The organism is Lewinella sp. IMCC34191 (assembly GCF_003390935.1).
Taxonomy (GTDB): Bacteria; Bacteroidota; Bacteroidia; order Chitinophagales; family Saprospiraceae; genus Neolewinella.
Map to the genome: position 1 here is coordinate 1046322 of NZ_QNQZ01000001.1, position 18105 is coordinate 1064426.

Annotated in this window: 13 protein-coding genes; 3 read left to right on the plus strand and 10 right to left on the minus strand. The window is 57.6% G+C overall.

Features of this window, described 5'->3' with window-relative positions:
* The first annotated feature begins 3 nt into the window (after positions 1 to 3).
* Together DRW39_RS04200 and mqnB are read left to right on the plus strand one after the other, a co-directional pair.
* Positions 4 to 3249, plus strand: coding sequence for a UvrD-helicase domain-containing protein (locus tag DRW39_RS04200; protein ID WP_116105704.1), 3246 nt, complete (start codon positions 4 to 6; stop codon positions 3247 to 3249).
* Positions 3246 to 3932: a futalosine hydrolase gene (gene mqnB, locus DRW39_RS04205; protein WP_116105705.1), complete on the plus strand. Its 687-nt coding sequence runs from the start codon at positions 3246 to 3248 to the stop codon at positions 3930 to 3932. The genes DRW39_RS04200 and mqnB overlap by 4 nt, the downstream gene beginning before the upstream one ends.
* Here the strand turns inward: mqnB and DRW39_RS04210 are convergent.
* The 8 genes from DRW39_RS04210 to DRW39_RS04245 all read right to left on the minus strand — a co-directional run bounded on the left by DRW39_RS04210 (position 3929) and on the right by DRW39_RS04245 (position 15650).
* A complete protein-coding gene (locus tag DRW39_RS04210) occupies positions 3929 to 5041 on the minus strand; it encodes an Mrp/NBP35 family ATP-binding protein (protein WP_116105706.1) in 1113 nt (370 codons plus the stop codon). The genes mqnB and DRW39_RS04210 overlap by 4 nt on opposite strands.
* Before the next feature lie 27 nt (positions 5042 to 5068).
* Positions 5069 to 7456 (minus strand): endonuclease MutS2, encoded by a 2388-nt coding sequence (locus DRW39_RS04215; RefSeq protein WP_116105707.1) that lies wholly within the window; start codon positions 7454 to 7456, stop codon positions 5069 to 5071.
* A 55-nt stretch (positions 7457 to 7511) separates the two neighbouring features.
* Positions 7512 to 7976 (minus strand): hypothetical protein, encoded by a 465-nt coding sequence (locus DRW39_RS04220; RefSeq protein WP_116105708.1) that lies wholly within the window; start codon positions 7974 to 7976, stop codon positions 7512 to 7514.
* Positions 7977 to 8024: 48 nt separating this feature from the next.
* Positions 8025 to 9698, minus strand: a complete 1674-nt coding sequence (locus tag DRW39_RS04225) for a glycerol-3-phosphate dehydrogenase/oxidase (protein WP_116105709.1) — start codon at positions 9696 to 9698, stop codon at positions 8025 to 8027.
* A gap of 72 nt (positions 9699 to 9770) precedes the next feature.
* Complete coding sequence (ilvC, locus tag DRW39_RS04230) at positions 9771 to 10817, minus strand: ketol-acid reductoisomerase (RefSeq protein WP_116105710.1); 1047 nt, start codon at positions 10815 to 10817, stop codon at positions 9771 to 9773.
* Between the two features lie 102 nt (positions 10818 to 10919).
* A complete protein-coding gene (locus DRW39_RS04235; RefSeq protein WP_116105711.1) occupies positions 10920 to 12959 on the minus strand; it encodes a bifunctional riboflavin kinase/FAD synthetase in 2040 nt (679 codons plus the stop codon).
* Positions 12960 to 12992: 33 nt separating this feature from the next.
* Complete coding sequence (locus DRW39_RS04240) at positions 12993 to 14306, minus strand: Gfo/Idh/MocA family oxidoreductase (RefSeq protein ID WP_116105712.1); 1314 nt, start codon at positions 14304 to 14306, stop codon at positions 12993 to 12995.
* A gap of 12 nt (positions 14307 to 14318) precedes the next feature.
* On the minus strand, positions 14319 to 15650 hold the full coding sequence (locus DRW39_RS04245; RefSeq protein ID WP_198664783.1) for a DUF1080 domain-containing protein: 1332 nt from the start codon (positions 15648 to 15650) through the stop codon (positions 14319 to 14321).
* A 184-nt stretch (positions 15651 to 15834) separates the two neighbouring features.
* Between DRW39_RS04245 and DRW39_RS04250 the strand changes: the two genes are divergently transcribed.
* Entirely contained in the window at positions 15835 to 16440 is a 606-nt protein-coding gene (locus DRW39_RS04250) for a hypothetical protein (RefSeq protein WP_116105714.1), read from the plus strand.
* A gap of 11 nt (positions 16441 to 16451) precedes the next feature.
* Here the strand turns inward: DRW39_RS04250 and DRW39_RS04255 are convergent, their stop codons facing one another.
* Together DRW39_RS04255 and DRW39_RS04260 are read right to left on the minus strand one after the other, a co-directional pair.
* Entirely contained in the window at positions 16452 to 17069 is a 618-nt protein-coding gene (locus tag DRW39_RS04255; RefSeq protein ID WP_116105715.1) for an aminotransferase class IV, read from the minus strand.
* A 26-nt stretch (positions 17070 to 17095) separates the two neighbouring features.
* Positions 17096 to 18088, minus strand: coding sequence for an aminodeoxychorismate synthase component I (locus tag DRW39_RS04260; protein ID WP_157975923.1), 993 nt, complete (start codon positions 18086 to 18088; stop codon positions 17096 to 17098).
* Between the last annotated feature and the right edge of the window lie 17 nt (positions 18089 to 18105).

An 18105-nucleotide genomic window follows, 5' to 3' on the forward strand; every position in this document is an offset into this window, starting at 1 on the left:
GGCATGACGAAGATGCCCGGATTGCTGAACAATCTCAAGCTGATCTCGGCCGGTGCCGGGAGCGGTAAGACCTACCGCCTCACCCAGGAAATGGCTGCCCTGCTTACCGAAGGCGAAGTCCGCCCGGAAGGCATTATTGCCACTACCTTTACTAAACGTGCCGCCGCCGAATTGAAGGAGCGCGTACGTGTCAAGTTACTCCGGGAAGGGATGACGCGCGAGGCCTCGGAACTGAGCAACGCGCTCATCGGAACCGTCCACGGTCTGGGGGTAAAATTGCTGCGCCGCTTCGCCTTCGAGGCCGGGGTGAGTCCGCAAGTCGACATCATAGCCGACGGCGACCACCAACGCCTGTTTAACTTAAGCATGGCGGCCGTCATCAGCCTGGAGCAGATCCGGGAGATCGAGGGGCTGGTCGACCGGCTGAGTCTGAGTAACTTCGGAGACAAATACAACTGGCGCCAGGACGTGCTCAGTCTGGTTGAGGTCATTCGCGGGAACGCCTTCACCGAAGCGGATGTCGAGATCAGTAAACGGAACAGCTGGCAGAGCCTGCAAGAATTTCTGCCCCCCGTCAATAGGGATGTATCCATCAGTCAATACCGGACGCGTATGGAGCGGGTACTAAAGGATACTTTCGAAAACCTGCTCGCAAACGAGGCGGACGGGACCAAGAAAACCACTACGGCGGCCAATAGCCTGCGGTCCATGCTCCGCGACCTGAAACAACGCGGCTACCTGCCCTGGGCCAATTATGCCAAATTGGGTCGGTATGACCGGGAAGTCGGCGCGAAGAGCAAGGATCTGGTGGAAGATCTAGTATCGCTGGGAGAGCAACACGCCGGCCTCGCCGCCTTCCAGGACGACCTGAAACGCTACCAGGATTTACTGTTCGATTGCGCGCAAGCTTCCATCGCGGAGTACGACAACTATAAGAAGAGCCGCGGCCGGATCGACTATACTGATATGGAGGTCCTGGTGCTGCACCTCCTCGATAACAAGCAGGTCCGCGAAACCCTTTCGCGGGAACTGGACCTGTTGATGGTGGATGAATTTCAGGACACCTCCCCCATCCAGCTCGCCATTTTCCTACGCCTCAGCCAGCTCGCTAAACAAAGCGTTTGGGTGGGGGACCCCAAGCAAAGTATCTACGGCTTCCGGGGTGCCGAGCCGAGGCTGATGGCGGCGGTCATGCACGCCAACGGGCCCATCGACCCGGCCAATATTCAGCGCAACAGCTGGCGGAGCCGGGAGGATGTGGTGTATACCTGTAACAGCCTGTTCGTATCGGCCTTTCCGGAGTTTTCGCCCGAAGAGGTCGCGCTCGAGCCGGTGAGAAAACGGGCGGGAAGCCGCTTTAGCCCGCCGGAAAGCGATTCGCTGTCAGCGAAGAGCGGACTGATCCACTGGCACTTTACACCGGAGGGCAGAACCCGACACAGCAATCCCTTCATGATCGCCACCCTGGTAAAGGCAATCCGGGAGATGCTGGACAACCCACCGCTCGTGCTACCGAAAGGGGCTAGCGAAGAACGCCCCCTCCGTGCGGGTGACGTGGCGATCCTCTGCCGTTCCAATTACCGGTGTGCGGACGTCGCCGCCGAATTGTCTAAGCAGGGACTATCCGCCGCCATTGCCCGCAAAGGTTTGCTGCAAACCGCCGAAGCCACCCTGCTGCTGGCGTGTCTGAAGTACATGCTGGACGGAACGGACAGTCTTTCTATCGCGGAGATCATGCTCTTCGGTAGCCGGCGCGAACTTCCCGACATCATCACGCACCGGTTGGAGTACCTGGAGCAGGGAACCCAAACACCCTGGGGAAAGGAAGAAGCCATCCTGCACCGATTGGAGGGCCTGCGCGGGGCTACCGCGGAGCACTCGACGAGCGAGATGATCAACCTGGTGCTGGAACGAATCGATCTGCGGCGGATAGCGGCCGCCTGGGGGGACGGGGAACAGCGACTGGCCAATATCGATGAGATGCGACGGCTGGCCGTCGCTTACGAGGATAATTGCCACCAGCAACACCGCGCGGCCTCCCTGGGCGGCTACTTGCTCTACCTCAATCAATTGATTCGGGAGGATGCGGATATGCAAGGCGCCAGCGAGCGGCCGGATGCCGTAAACGTGCTAACGTACCACCGCAGTAAAGGCCTGGAGTGGCCCGCGGTCATCTGCTTCGACCTCGATCAGTCCTTACGCGCGGACGTGTGGGGGCGGGCCGTTCTACCAACTGCCCCCGAAGCACCGGTCGACCTGCGCCGACCGCTGGCCGACCGCTGGCTGCGGTATTGGGTCAATCCGTACGGTCGCCTCAGCTCGGGCATCGAGTGGGTGGAAGCACTGCAGGCGAGCCGCCACCAGGACAACGCAAACGAAGCCGCGCTCGCCGAAGAGGCCCGCCTGCTCTACGTAGGTATGACGCGTGCCCGCGATTACCTGATCTTACCGACCAGCCACAAGAACGGGGCTCCGTGGATAGACCGCGTATATGCCCGCGGTGGGAAGCCGACACCGGTGCTTTCCCCGGATACCACGGAAACCCCGTTCACGTGGAATGACACCGACGTGGATAAGACCTTTCAGCAATGGACCGAGCCATCCGCACAACCGGCCGCGGAGATGTCATACGATCCGATGCAATTCATCGCCCAGGAACGGCCAGGCCGAGCACCTTATGAACCACGCATCGTCGACGATATGTTTTTAGTCGATCGCTATCCGGATAGCCGGCCCGGTAAAACCGAGCCTTACTTTACCGTCCCGGAGTACGATCCGGCAACCGACGTACGCACGATCGCGCGCTGCCTGAGTCTCTTCATGGCCGGCGATCCGGGTGACAAGGAATCGCTGGCCTACCGCACCGAGCTGGTGGAAGATCTTTTGGAGGAGTGGATGCCCGGTGGGGAAATTGATGCGCAACTCTTCCTCGATCTTTCCTCTGCATTTTACGCTACGGTAGGGCGGCTTCTTCCGGGCGGTCGACTTCACCGTCAGCTCCCCCTGCGCGGTCATTGCGCCGGCCGGGGCTACCAAAGGCAGCTTGACTGGCTTACCGTGACGGAACGGGGCGAGAGCGTGCTGATTATGGACGTCTGTCAGTCCGCCAAACAGTTGCCGACGCAGATCGGTGCCCGCATGGCAGAACTGCGTCTGCAAGCCGATATACTCGGTGAACACAATAGCCCAATCAGTCGGGCCTACCTACATATGCCCGCCCTCGGGCAGCTAATGGAAGTTCACCTTTGAAGATCCTGTTAAGCGCCGCTACCCCACCCGAACTCGGGCCGGTGCTGCACTGGCTTCGCGACCGGGCCATGTCCTCCGAACGGAACGTACTGCGGTTCGGAAGCCTGGATGTACACCTGCTGTTTACCGGCATGGGCCCGATGGCCACTGCTTACGCGCTGGGGTCTTACTTCGCTCGGCAATCCGTCGATCTGGCCATCCAAGCGGGAATAGCGGGTGCCCTGGATACGACGCTGGAGATAGGCGAAGTCGTGCGGGTCCAGCAGGACACGCTCGTGGATTTTGGCGCGGAGGATAAAGATCAGCGCTGGTTGAGCCTCCCGGATATGGGTTTTGCATACGCGTCGCCTTACCAAGCCGACGGAAGTTTGCGCCCGGTGGATACGGCCGCCCAGTATTTGCCCTACCGAAGCGTCCGCGGAGGCACGACCGCCCGGGCTTCGGGGAGTACGGTAACGATCGATCGGATCCGGGAGCGCTTTCCGGAGGTTCAGATCGAAACCATGGAGGGGGCCGCCTTCTTTTACGCCGCCCAATCGTCTGGTGTACCCTGCCTGCAGCTGCGATCCATCAGTAATTACGTTACGGAGCGCGATCGGGAAAGCTGGAACATCGGTTTGGCGATCAAGACTCTAAACGAGGCTTTGGAAAACCTCCTGACTGCCTTTACCGCACAGGCCTAGCTGTTCACTTCCACCTTTCGCGTTGGTCCCATCATTTCGTTGCGAAGCGCCGTCTGGCGAGCCACGTTACGGGCCACCTTGAGCCAAGCTTCCCGGGTGATCTCATCCTCGCGGTTCAGTACGGCGGGTTTTCCACTGTCCCCACCTTCCCGGATGGATTGTACAAGGGGGATTTGCCCTAACAGCATACTGTTGCTCTTTTTAGCCAGGGTCTTACCGCCGCCCTCACCAAAGATGTAGTATTTGTTATCCGGCAATTCGGCCGGCGTGAAGTAGGCCATATTCTCCACCACGCCCAGGACGGGAACCTGTACGTCCGGCAGAAAGAACATATTCATGGCCTTGATCGCATCCGCCAGGGCTACATTCTGCGGGGTAGTCACCATCACGGCACCCGTGACGCTCACCGACTGAACGAGCGAGAGCTGTACATCACCGGTCCCCGGGGGCAAATCGACAATGAGGTAATCCAGGGGCGGCCAGATCGTCTCTTCGATAAACTGGCGTACGATACCCGCCAGCCGGGGCCCGCGGAGTACGACCGCCTGCTCGGGGTCGACGACGAACCCGGTACTCATCACCGGTAAGCCGTAGGCGTAGAGGGGTTTAATTTTGGGCTTCCCGTAGATCTTTTCTACCTGCGGCTTCTCTCCGGCCAGTCCCAGCATGGTGGGAGCGGAGGGTCCGTAAACATCCGCGTCCAGTAATCCGACCGCCCCGCCCAGTTCCTGTAGACCGAGCGCGAGATTCACGGCTACCGTGCTCTTTCCCACACCTCCTTTCCCGCTGGCTACGGCGATAATATTCTTGACCTGCGGAAGGGGATTGCTCTTCTGCGGTCCCCCACCCTGCCCGGCGGCCGGATCAATTCCGGGCTGCTGCATGTGGACGTGCACCTGCGCCTGTGGATAGACATTGAGAATGGCTTCCTGGCAGGCAAAATTGAGCTGCTGCTTGTAATTGTCCTCCAGTTTTGGTAGCTGCAGCGTAAAGGATACGTTCGGCTCTTCCACTTTGAGGTGGAGCACCATGTTCGCGGTAATAATGTCCTGTCCGGTCTTCGGATCGGTAACGGTGGCTAGCGCTTCTGCTATTTTGCTAATTTCCATTTGTTGGGTGTGGTCGGGGTTCGGGGTCTATAGGTCGACTATCGTGACGCCATCCCCACCCTGTTCGCGGGGCGGGGTGCTGAGGTTGAAGGGATGATTGTACTCGCTGAGCTTTTGTCTGACGGCTCGTTTAAGGGCGCCGCTTCCTTTGCCGTGCACGATACGCAGCTGGGAGGCATTGGCCATGAGCGCCTGGTCAACGAAAGCCTGCGTGGTATTGAGGACCTCCTCAAAGCGCATGCCCCGAACGTCCAGCTTATTGCTAAAGGTGGCCACGCCGCGTATGTCGCTCGACACACTTCGTTCCCGGCGGAGCGTCATGGGACTTTCCGCGTGCTCGAGGTCACGGAGGTTAGCGGTGAGCCGTAGATCGCCAACGATGACGATAGCCCGCTTTTTGTCGATGCTTTCGATGGTTCCGGAGGCACCGCCCGTACGAAGCTTCACGTAGTCGCCTTCATTGAACTGCCGTTTACCATTTTTCCCGGATTTCGGCTGATAGTAAATGGATTCACGCAAATCGGTGACTTGACCGCTGATTTTCTCGCGTTCGTCGCGCAGTTCCTTGGCTTTCTCTTTGGCCTCGTCGATCTTCTTCTCTTCCCGCAGCGTCCGGATCAGGTTTTCCATCTCCTTGTTGTACTTGGCGGTTTCGGCGAGGGATTGTTCCTTGGCTTCGAGTTTGAGTCGCTTCCGGCGCACTTCGATATCCCGGTGCAGTTCTTCGTAGGTGCGGGTCAGGGCATCGAGCGTCTTTTGCTTTTGCTCCATCTTAGCAAGCTGCTCCTCCACCTCCTGTTTCTCCCTTTGCAGATCGACCAGCAATTGGTCTACGGCACGCTCGTTTTTTCCAGCGCGTTTGCGGGCGTGGGCCAATACGTCATCGGGTAAGCCACTCTTTTGCGCGATCTCGAAGGCATAACTGGATCCAGGTCGGCCCACCTTGAGCTCATAGGTCGGATTGAGGTTATCCTTGTCGAAGTTCATGCCGCCGTTTACGATACCGGGCGTTTTGTAGGCATAAATCTTCAGGTTGCTGTAGTGCGTGGTGATCACGCCGTAAACCTTTGCTTTGTTTAGCCGCTCGAGGACCGCCTCCGCAATCGCCCCACCCAGCATCGGGTCGGTTCCGGATCCGAATTCGTCAATCAGCACCAGCGTCCGATCGTCCGCCTGCTCGGTAAACTCCCGCGCGTTCTTCAGCCGGCTACTGTAGGTGGACAGGTCATCCTCGATGCTTTGCTGGTCGCCGATATCCGTAAAGATGCGCTGGAAAATGCCCATCTCCGACTCTTTATCGACGGGAACGAGCAGACCGCTCTGCACCATCAGCTGGAGCAGGCCGACGGATTTCATGGTAATGGATTTTCCACCGGCATTAGGTCCCGAGAGCATCAGGATACGGTTCTTACCCTTCAGTACGAGATCCAGCGGCACGGTCTTTTTCCCGTACGGACGGTTCTTCAGGTAAAGAAGCGGGTGCCTACCCTCCTTAATGTTTAGCGTAGGGCGGTGGTCGACCTTGGGACGTTCCGCCTTCATCTGGGAGGCCAGTCGGGCTTTGGCCTGTACCAGGTCCATGTAGACGATGAGATCCCGGTAACTGACCATATGGTCGACGTACGGTCGCAGCGTCGAGGACAGCTCGCGCAGAATGCGGTAAATCTCCCGCCGTTCTTCCTGCTGTAGATCGAAGATATCGTTGTTGATGCTAATTACTTCGTCCGGCTCGATGTAGGCCGTTTTACCCGTGGCGGACTCGTCGTGGATAATCCCCCGAATCTGTCGTTTGTGTTCGCTGGGAACGGCCAACACCCGCCGGCCATTCCGAAAGCTTTCCACCGTATCGCTCAGGTAGCCTGCGCGCCGGTACTTCTCGATGACCGCGCGAAAGGCCTTCTCGACTTCCCGTTGCTTACTACCCAGCAACCGGCGGATGCGGCTCAGCTCATCCGAGGCATCGGTGCGGATGTTTCCCTCCGCGTCGATCACGGCCTCGATAGCAGCGCTCAGTTCGGCAACGTAGTCCACCTGGCTGACTACCTGGAACAGGGTCGGAAAAGCATTTTGCCGCGCAGTGGATTGAAAGAACGTGAACAGTTGCTTGGCCTGCAGCAACAGGACGTTGATCTTCGCCAGCCCCGATTCGACCAGCGCGTATCCTTCCACCCGCAGCGCCTTCAGTTCTTCACTGATGTCATCGTAGGCGGTGATGGCAAACATATTCTTCTCCTCCGTGCCCTGGCGAAATTCCGTTACCTCATCCAGCCAGGTATTGATCTCGCGCACCTTGACGGAGGGCTGCAGACCGAGGGCCGCCTCCCGGCCGAGGTCGCCGTTGCAGTGGCGCTCCAGGAGGGCGAGGACTTTGTCGAATTCAAGCTTTTCTAGCGTATCAGCGGGTAGTAGCTGCATAAATCGTCACGAAGGGTAAAACAGACTAACGGCTGCCCCGTCGGATGGTTGGTCCCTATTTATCCCGCTCCCGATTTTTCGTTCTGGGGCGATTCCATTCTTCCCGCTGCGCAAATGTCACGACGTTTTTTATGACCGCGATCATTCCCAGGAACACGAGATAACCCACGGTCACCACCAGATAGATCCAGCGGTAAGACCCCGCTTCACCGATGGTAAGCCCGCTGAACGCCCAGGCCAGCAGACCGGCACCGAGTGCCAAACCCACAAAGCTGTAAATACTTCGACCCCAGTACTTGGCCGTATTGTCCGCCGAGGCGCTGAGAACCGCGTTGAACAGCGCGAAGAAGAGCATAAAGCTGGCCGCGCACAACCACGGAAACCGGTTGCTAACGCCTACGGTATTGGTGCCGGAGATGATCAAACCGAAAAGGTCGATCACCAGGACCATGACCAGAATGACGCCCGCCTGGAGGACGGGATCGATTCGTTTTTCGAAGATGGACAACTCTGACGCCATAGTGCGGTAGTTTATCGCCTAACAGCCCCCGGGATTAATTGTTACCGCTCAGCTAACCTGGACGCCGTCTTCGGTCTTTTCCGGCTCGAAGGTGCTTACCCATCGAATAGCTTCCCGAACGCGCTCGCGCTCCCGGTCGATATCCTCTTCCGAATAGGAAAATGCTTCGGCAAAGACCTGCAACACGTCTTCCAGTACCGGCTCGATACTGGGCATGTCAAAGTACAATCTACCCGACCGCCGCTCGACCCAGTCGATGGGATAGAGTGCCATTTCATTCCGGATGCACCAGTAGGCCTCGGCGGCGGCCAGACGGGCTACGTCGGTGTTTTCGCTTCTCGCCCGGGCCAATTCGATGATTTGTGGGCTTTGCCTCCCGTAGTTCGATACGAGGTAGGCCGCCCGGTCGGGAGCCAGGCTGGCCTCCGCAAGTTGCTTCGCGATATCTTCTTCGTAGCGGAGCACTTCCTCAAAGCTCTTGAACGGTCCTCCGCTCAGCACGATCTTGCGCGTCGTATTGTCTCCGATCTCTTCTCCTTCCTCGTGCAGCTGTTTACCAAGTCGGTCGACTACGCGCTCGGCCATCTTCCGGTAGCCGGTTAGCTTGCCCCCCGCGATACTCAGCAGTCCGGATTCGCTTTCGAATATTTCGTCCTTGCGCGACATTTCTCCGGCCGACTTCCCCTCCTCGAAAATCAAAGGTCGTACCCCGGCCCAACTGCTCTCCACGTCCTCGACGGTCAACTTGACCGTGGGGAATAGCGCATTCGTCGCTTCCAGGAGGTAGTCGACATCTTCCCGGTAGACGGGGATAGCATTCGGGTCACCTTTATAGGGTGTATCGGTCGTACCGATATAGGTACAGCGTAGCCTGGGAATAGCGAAGAGCATCCTACCGTCCGCCACGTCGAAGTAACACGCGTGGGCAAGCGGTAGCCGTTCGCGCGAAACCACGATGTGCACCCCTTTACTCAGAAAGAGGCGCTTATTATTCATGCTCTTATCGATCTTGCGCAGGTCATCGACCCAGGGCCCGGCACTGCTGATCACGTGCTCACACGTAATCTCAAAATCACGTCCTTCGTAGCGATCGCGGCACTGGACCCCCTCGATTTGGCCATCTTCCCCGTACTGAAAGCCGGTAGCCTCGACGTAATTAAGCGCCAGGGCGCCCTTCGCTACCGCCGTCTTGATATTTTCCACGGTAAGCCGGGCATCGTCGGTACGGTATTCAGCGTAGAAGCCACCGCCCTTCAAAATGTCATCCCGCAGCAGTGGTTCGATTTCCAGCGTCTCCTCTTTAGAGAGCATGACGCGTTTATCGTCACCCTCCACGTCGGCCAGGAAGTCGTAGACCCAGAGGGCCATACTTGTCGACAGTTTACCGAGGGATCCACCTTCGACCAGTGGTAAAAGCATCTTCTCCGGCCGGACCAAATGCGGCGCGATCTTGTGGACGACCGCGCGTTCCTGCCCGACTTCCCGTACCAGTCCGATTTCCAGGTTCTTCAGGTAGCGCAAGCCACCGTGGATTAGCTTGGTTGACTTACTACTCGTACCGCTGGCGAAATCGTTTCGCTCGATGAGCGCCACTTTGAGGCCCCGGCTGGCGGCATCCAGGGCCACTCCGGCTCCCGTAATACCGCCGCCGATGACGACCAGGTCGAACGGCTCATTATCGAGCCGCTGAATCCTATTTATTCTGTCCTGACTTGCCTGCATGCGTAAGAGTTGATGGCGCCGGAGCGCAGGTATAATGCAACTTACAACGCAGGTAGGCGGGATAGGTTACCCTCAGGCATTTTCAGGGCGCAGCTTCCGCACGGTACGGCCGGCCTGCCACATCTCACTTTCGCTTAGCTCCTTGAGCTCGACTTCCAGCTTTTCGCGGTAGTCGGACTGACTGTTCGAGTCAATACTGCGCTGGGCTTCCTCGCCACTGGCAACGCTCTGGTAGAGATCTTCGAAGACGGGCTTGACCGCATCGCGGAATTTGTCTTTCCAGTCGAGGGCACCGCGCTGGGCCGTAGTGGAGCAGTTCGCGTACATCCAGTCCATACCGTTCTCGGCAACTAGGGGCATCAAACTCTGGGTCAGTTCTTCAACTGTTTCGTTGAAGGCTTCCGAGGGGCTGTGGCCGTTAGCGCGCAGCACGTCGTACTGAGCTTCGAAGATACCCTGAATGGCCCCCATCAGGGTACCCCGCTCACCGGTGAGGTCACTGTATACTTCCCGCTTGAAATCGGTTTCGAAGAGGTATCCGCTACCCACGCCAATACCCAGGGCGACGACCCGTTCGAAGGCGCGACCGGTGGCATCCTGGTCGATGGCGAAGCTGGAATTCAGGCCACGGCCTTCCAGGAATAGCCGACGCAGGCTGGTCCCCGATCCCTTCGGGGCTACCAGGATCACGTCAATACCTTCCGGCGCGATGATCTTGGTCCGGTCATTGTAGGTGATGCCGAAACCGTGGCTGAAGTACAATGCCTTTCCCTCGGTTAAGTACGGCTTGATCCGGGGCCAGACTTCAATCTGGGCGGCATCCGACAGCAGATACTGAATGATGGTGCCGCGCTCGGCTGCCTCCTCGATCGGAAACAGGGTCTCGCCGGGTACCCAACCGTCCTTGACGGCTTTGTCCCAGGAAGCACCTCCCTTGCGCTGACCGACGATAACATTAAAACCATTATCGCGTAGGTTCAGACTCTGGCCGGGGCCCTGAACACCGTAGCCGATCACGGCGATGGTTTCGTCTTTCAGTACCTCACGGGCTTTTTCTAGGGGAAATTCTTCTCGGGTGACGACCTTTTCTTCCGTGCCGCCAAAGTTCAGCATTGCCATAAACTGGATATTTGTGTTCGGGCAAAGAAACAAAAGCCACGGGGAAGGGCTCAATTAAACTACCCATCTTTTACGACGGCTAATCGGGAAGCCCCCAATGCTTTAAGTAGTGGCAGTCTCCGGCTTCGCCTCTACGCAAACCTGCCGGATGACCACGTCCGAGAATCGCTTATTCCCTAGCAGGTAGTACTGTAGGGCTATGCTATCAGATACCCTTCCGGCGTCGGTACGCGGTGGCCCCACCCTCCCGAACTCAATCTCTTTATTTCTTCGCTCCCGGCGGTATACCCACAATGGCAACTGTAAATAGAAAGACCAGTGGGCCCGTAAAATGGAAAGGATGTGTCCCAGCTTCCCCTGCACCAGGAACAGCAGCGCCGCAGCGCCATCCAGTAGCAGCCGAACGGGTAACCACCAGATCAGGCGGGTAGCTTCCTCGTTCTTGAAGCTGGTAATCAGGGTATTGCGAAAATTGAGAAAGGCCTTCCGGGGAGTATCATAGGCCAGCGTGCCTCCGCCGACGTGGTAGACGGTCGACTCCGGCTCGGCAAGTATCTTATACCCTGCCCGTTTCATCCGCCAGCAAAGGTCAATTTCCTCCGCGTGCGCGAAATACTCCGGCTCAAAACCCTCCATCGTATGAAAGGTACTGGCCCGGACGAAGAAGGCAGCTCCGGTCGCCCAGAAAATTTCCTTGCAGCAATCGTACTGCCCCTCGTCACGCTCCGTATGGGCGAAAACGCGTCCTCTACAGAAGGGGTATCCCAAAAAATCGAGATAGCCCCCGCTGGCCCCCGCGTATTCGAAACACTCGGGTTGGTGTTCGGACAGTACCTTCGGCTGAACGGCACCCACCAGGGGATCCTCAAAGTGGGCCAGGATGCTTTCCATCCATTGCGGGGTGACGCGAACGTCGGAGTTCAGGAGCACGTACACTTCCGCCTTGACTCGCTGTAGGGCACGGTTATAGCCATCGGCGTAGCCGTAATTCTCGGCCAACTCGATGACTTCGACGTCCGGATGGTGCTGCCGCAGGTAGGTGACGGAATCATCCGAACTTTTATTGTCGGCAACGACGACGTGCGCGTTCGGTGCCAGACACTCCTCTACGCGACCGAGGTATTTCCGGAGGTAATCCACTCCGTTATAATTCAGGATGACGACCGCCGTTTTCGGGTGGTAGTTATCTCCGGTTGACCCGACATCGGCATGCGTATCCAGGACCTGCCGGGCCGTCTCTTCGTCCTTCCGTAATTGTTCCTGCAGCGAACGTAGATCCTCCAGTTTACGATCGCCCCGCAGGAATTCATGGAAATAAACGGTGATCGACTGATCGTAAAGGTCCCCATCAAAGTCGAACAGATGAAGTTCGATGATCGTGCCCCGGCCGTCTTCAACTACCGGGCGGTCGCCTATGTACAACATCCCCCGTCGCATGCTTCCCCCGACCCGCGCCGTCACGGCGTATATACCATGCGCGGGAATAAGCTTGAGGGCTTCGTCGGGTTGCAGATTCGCGGTGGGATAGTCAATCGTCCTTCCCAACTGATTGCCGTGGATTACCGTACCCGTAATCTCGTAGGGGCGGCCCATCAGTTCCGCGGCGTCGCCGACCCGCCCTTCCAACAGCGACTCGCGGATCTTGGTCGAGCTTACCGTAATCGCGTTTACTTCCTGGGCGGCGATCTCCACGACCTCGTACCCGTACTGGTTGCCGAAGTACCGCAAATATTCCACATCTCCCGACCGGTCCTTTCCGAACTGGTGATCATAACCGATTACGATTCGCTCCGGACGGAAATAGCGGACCAGGAAGTTTTCGATGTATTCCGAAGGCGATTGCTGACTGAATTCCCGATCGAACGGTACCACAACCAGGTGATCGATTCCCTGCTCGGCGCAGAATCGTTCTTTTTCCTCCGTGGTCGACAGTAAACGCAGGCTGTCATCTTCGGGCCGCAACACGGTACGCGGGTGCGGATAAAAGGTAATCACGACACTTTCCCCCTGCCGGCGTTCCGCCATGCGACGAATACGCTTCAGAAGCTGCTGGTGACCACGGTGTACGCCATCGAAACTTCCGATGGTGATGACGGCTCTACGGAATCGGGGCAGGTCGGCAAGGTGGTAATGGACTTCCATTGCCCCAAAGGTAGCACGACCGGCATTAAGAACTTATACCTGGGGCTTCCAGCCGTCAGCGTATTCGCGTTCCCAAAGCTCCATGGCGGCCTGACTGTCCTGCGGCTTGCCCGTTTCCTGATCGATATGCAAAACCTCCCCGGTGCGCTGCGCCATGTTGCCCAGGTGGCACATCAGCACGCTCGGCCGGGCGTTGGTGATATCGGAATTCAGCTCTTCGCCGCTGTTCACCCCACGGATAAAGTTGGCGATATGCATCACGTCCAGATTACCTCCACCCCGCGTATCCATGCTGATGGTATCCCCGGTTTCCTGTTCGTGGCGGATCTCATTCCCCCTGATGTCATAAACCACGTAACCGCCGCGATCCATGATTACCGATCCCTCCGTACCGTATACGATGGCCCCGCGGCCACGGTCGTATAGAGGCATGCCATTGCAGCTGCGACCGTCCCAGTGAATCTGCTTGTTATCGGCAAACTCAAAACTCGCGAGTTGGGTATCGTAGGCCTCCCATGCATCGTCGAAGTGGTACCGACCGCCGCTGCTGGTCACCTGGCTGGGGTATTCCACCTGCAGCGCCCAGCGGCACATATCAACTTCGTGAGTGCCGTTGTTCAGCAGTTCGCCGGTGCCGTACTTCCAGAACCAATGCCAGTTGTAGTGCACGAGCAGGTTATCGAATTCCTGGCGGGGAGCCGGCCCCTGCCACAATTCCCAGTCCAGCCATTCGGGCACGGCGGTGAACTCGTGTTCCCCGATCGGTCCCCGCTGGTTCGCATACCAGGCCTTGGCGGCGTATGCCTTGCCGATCAGGCCGTCGTGGATCTCATTGATGATCCGGTTTAAGGAGACGCTGCTCCGGGTCTGGTTACCCATTTGCACTTTTAATCCGGTCTTGGCCTGTTTGGCCAGCAGCATTTCTCCCTCGGCGGGGTTCTGGCTGCAGGGCTTTTCCACGTAGACGTGCTTGCCCGCTTCGAGCGCCATAATGGCCATGGGGGCGTGCCAGTGATCCGGTGTGGCGATCACTACGGCTTGAATGTCGGGGTCGTCAAGGAACCGGCGGAAGTCTTGCCCACCGGTCGGCTTCTCACCCGTGACGTCCATTACGGACTTCTGGCCTTTCTCCATGGCCCGGGTATCGGTGTCGCCGATTCCGACAACCTTGCAATTTTTTGCCCCGGCAAAGGTGTGTGCCAGGTAATTGCCTCGGCTATTGGTACCGAATACCGCGACGTTAACCTGGTCGTTCGCCCCGAGCACGTTGCCGAAAGCCGGCATACCCATGGTTAGACCTGCGCCCGCCAGCGCGGATTTTTTAATAAAGGATCTGCGGTTTGTCATGATCGGCTTGCTTTAAAGTTCACGGATTTTAATCGTACGGAAGGCCACGGCATTGCCATGATCCTGTAGCAGGATGGGGCCCTGCGGCCAGCGACCGAAGTTCTCCCAGTCTTGGTACTTACTGTAATTGACGAGTGCTTTGAACATCTGGCTGAAGCGATCGTATTCGACGACTTTGTATCCGTTGAGCCAGTGCTCCACCTTTCCGTCCTTCACTTTGATGCGCCCGCGGTTCCAGTCGCCAATGGAATAATCCTTGCGGCGCTCGACATCTACCGGATTAGCCGGTATAAGATCGTACAGGGATGCCATCGTGCGGTTGCCCATCACGCCGGCCTTGGCGTCGGGATGACGCTCGTCATCCAGGATCTGATACTCTAACCCGATTGCGGATCCCTGTCCCTTATTCAAGTCCGGGTCCACGAAATACTTCACGCCGGAGTTGGCGCCCTCGCTAGGCTTGAACTCGAAGACGAGTTCGAAGTCACTGAACTGATCGGTGGTCACGATATCTCCCCCGTTGTTCGACTCCCCACCGTTTCCAGCCAGCACCCGGAGCTCGCCGTCTACGACTTCCCAGCCCGACTGCGGAAAGGCATCCAGCTTGGCACCGCGCCATCCGTCGGTCGACTTCCCGTCAAAGAGCAAGCGCCATCCCTGTCGCTTTTCCCGATCGGTTAACTGATTGACCAGTAAGTTCTCCTCCGGGGCAAGCACGGCCTGCATGCGGTCGGCCTCGGTGGCCTTGTCCTTGATGCGGATGTTGCGCCACATGACGGTCTTACCGGCCATGTCCGGCATGTACACGGAATGAACCTGCAGGCAGATCATTCCGGAGGCATCGACACTGTCGATCAGATTAGCCACCGATTGATCGTTTAGGAAGGTCCGCAATTCATCGCCGATAAATTCGACCCGTAATTTGTTCCACTCCCCGTGGCGGTAGGCCGTACGGGCCGGGTCGTTGTAGTGGACCGGATAGATCCAACCCCGCCGGGCCTCATCGTATATGCCCGCGGTATATCCGCGCGGGCTTGGATCGATCTCCACCTGGTAGCCGTACACGCGTCGGATGTCATCCTGCTGTCGCCACTGCCCGCGGACCATGACCCCGCTGTTGAGCGGTGCCTCATCGAAGAATTCCAACTCCAGGATGAAGTCGTCATAAGGTTTGTCCGTACACAGAAAGGTATTCGGGGTATTCGTTATAGCAACACCCTTGATGGTGTCCCCGATTAGTTCGTATGGAGCCTCGCCCCCGTAACTTTCCCAGTTGCTGAGATCGCTTCCGTTGGTCAGCGATGTGAATCCATCTTGGGCCACCAGGGGCGAGAATATGGCCATGATGGCCAAACTAAAAAACGACTTTAAGCGCATATATAAAGCTTGTGTATGATCGATGTGCCCGGGAATGTACGGCTTTTCAGGTTTCAAGTGAACTTAAACTCGTTGAACCCCGGGGCGGACGCATACCTTTCCTTCCAATTCAAGCGGGTTATCCGTTTACTTGCCCTCTAAATTTTTTTGAATGACCGCCTACCTTCCTATCCTGCTTGCTTTTCTCCTCTCGACGGTCACCAACGCCCAGACGACAGACGGATTTCACATGCAAACCGAGGAAGACGACGTACAGGTTTTTGTCCGCGAAGAGGCCAATGACGATATGTCCGTTCGGGTCGTCACCATCGCCACCACTAACGTAGCCCGGGTGAAGGCAACCCTGGACGATGCGGAAAGCTACGATGAGTGGGTCCACCGCTGTGATGGGGCTTACGTGGTGGAAGGTGGCTTACCCGACAATTACATCTACGTATCCGGTATCGATATGCCCTTCCCCTTCCGCGACAAGGAGGTCGTCGCCCGTATCAATCAGTGGGTCGATGAGGCCGGCGTACTAACCCGTACCATCACGGCTACACCGGAAGCCATTCCGGCCTCCAATCGAGATCGCCTGACCACCTACTTCGGTGAGTGGGTCGTTACACCCTTGAAAAACGGCACGATCCGGTTGCAGTGCACCGTACGCACCGACGCCGGTTCCGGACTTCCCGGTTGGCTACGCCGCGAGATTCTGACGGGCGGACCGGCAGAAACCGTAGCGAATCTCCGCCGCCGCCTGGAAGCTGCCAAATAAAGAGTAGGACGCTATAAGCCGAGAACGGCCGTGATGCGCACCGTCGGACCTTCCTCCCATTCCATCATCGAATTGACCAGTCGGATGTGCTCGAAATGCGGTAAATCTTTTAGGCGTATGACGGTCGGATGCAGAATGCCGGATGTAATGAGTTCTTCCCGGCGCGTTCCCCGCAGCAGCGGCCAGGCGGGCGTATACCACCGGTCACCGTCGTAGAGGGCAAGATTGGCGTAGCTGCTGTCGGTTACGTGTTGATGCTGCACCATAATGATATCGTCGCAGTCTTTCCGGCGTGCGAAGGCGGCCTCGATGGAACTTCGATCGGCGTATTTGCGGGAGTACTGGAGATCATTCGCCTCGACCACCCGCAAGGATCCTACCGGTCGGATGCTGTAGGGCTGCACCTCGTAGCTTTCCAGTCCTACCCGGTAGAGCAGACGAAGTTTGTGCACCCCGTGGGTGGGTAGATCCATCTCGGCTAACACTTGCGACAGCTTGAAGGCCGGTGACTTACCGTAATAACGCTGCCGCGAGCGATCCACCCGGGTCTGATGCCGGTGCAGCAGCGGAGCCTGACCGTCCACCAGACGGATGGTTTCCAGCAACAAAGGTGAAGTCGGGTTAGGCATAAGCGGACGAAGATAAAATCCAAAGGCTAGTTGGCCGGGGGGAAGCGTATTTTCGCTTGCATCTCCGCGTATTCATCTTCCATCCGGCTCAGGGCCGTGATTCCTCCCCCGGACCGAAACCAATAGTCATCTCCATCTTTTTCGAGATACCGAATCAGCACGCAGGTGTCGAGTCGACTTCCGTCGAAGTAACCGCCGATCCCGCAGTAATATCCACGGTCCCTGGCTTCCGCCCGTCGGATCAGCTCGAGGGTCGCGGGCTTCGGTGCTCCGCTGACGGAGCCCGCCGGCAGCAAGTCATACAGGATACTACCCAGGCGGTCGCGCCAGTTCGAAGAAAGGTTACCCCCGATTTTGGTGCTCGTCTGCACCAGTCCCCCACCCTGGCGCTCCAGCGGCCTCAGGTACCGATAATTGGTGACCCGTACATTCCTCGCCACGCGACTAATATCGTTACGCATAAGATCAACGATGGTGGCGTGCTCGGCAATTTCCTTGGGATCATTCAAGAGCGCCGATATACCTTCCGGCGTATTCACGGCCGTGCCCTTCATCGGCCTGGTTTCCAGGTAATTATATTCATCTACTGTGATAAATGTTTCCGGACTAAAACAGACAAAATTATCGGGGACCAGAATCCGATACTTCGCCTGCGTAGCATTGTAGACATCCTCCAGGGTCGAGTCTCCCAAATCCACCGGGGTGGCGAAGGTCAGGTTGGCCAGATAGCTATCCCCTCGCTGTAGCCCCGACTGAATGATCTCGAAGGACTGTTTAAAGATTGTCTTGGACACACGCCGCACCTTCATCTCCGGCCGCAAAATGACGGGTGATCGTGTACCATCCGAACGCTCCGGAAAATTGAACCGAATACCGTGCTGCTCCGCGGCATTACCCTGAAAGAGGAGCGGCTTCTGAAGCTCGAAGTCAAGCAGAAAGAAGCAGGCCTGACCGGCCTGACCGATCCGGTTTAACTCAGCTGCCCACGGCGGCAGGGAAGAGGAGGGATAGTCATTCACGGCAATTTATACGCCTG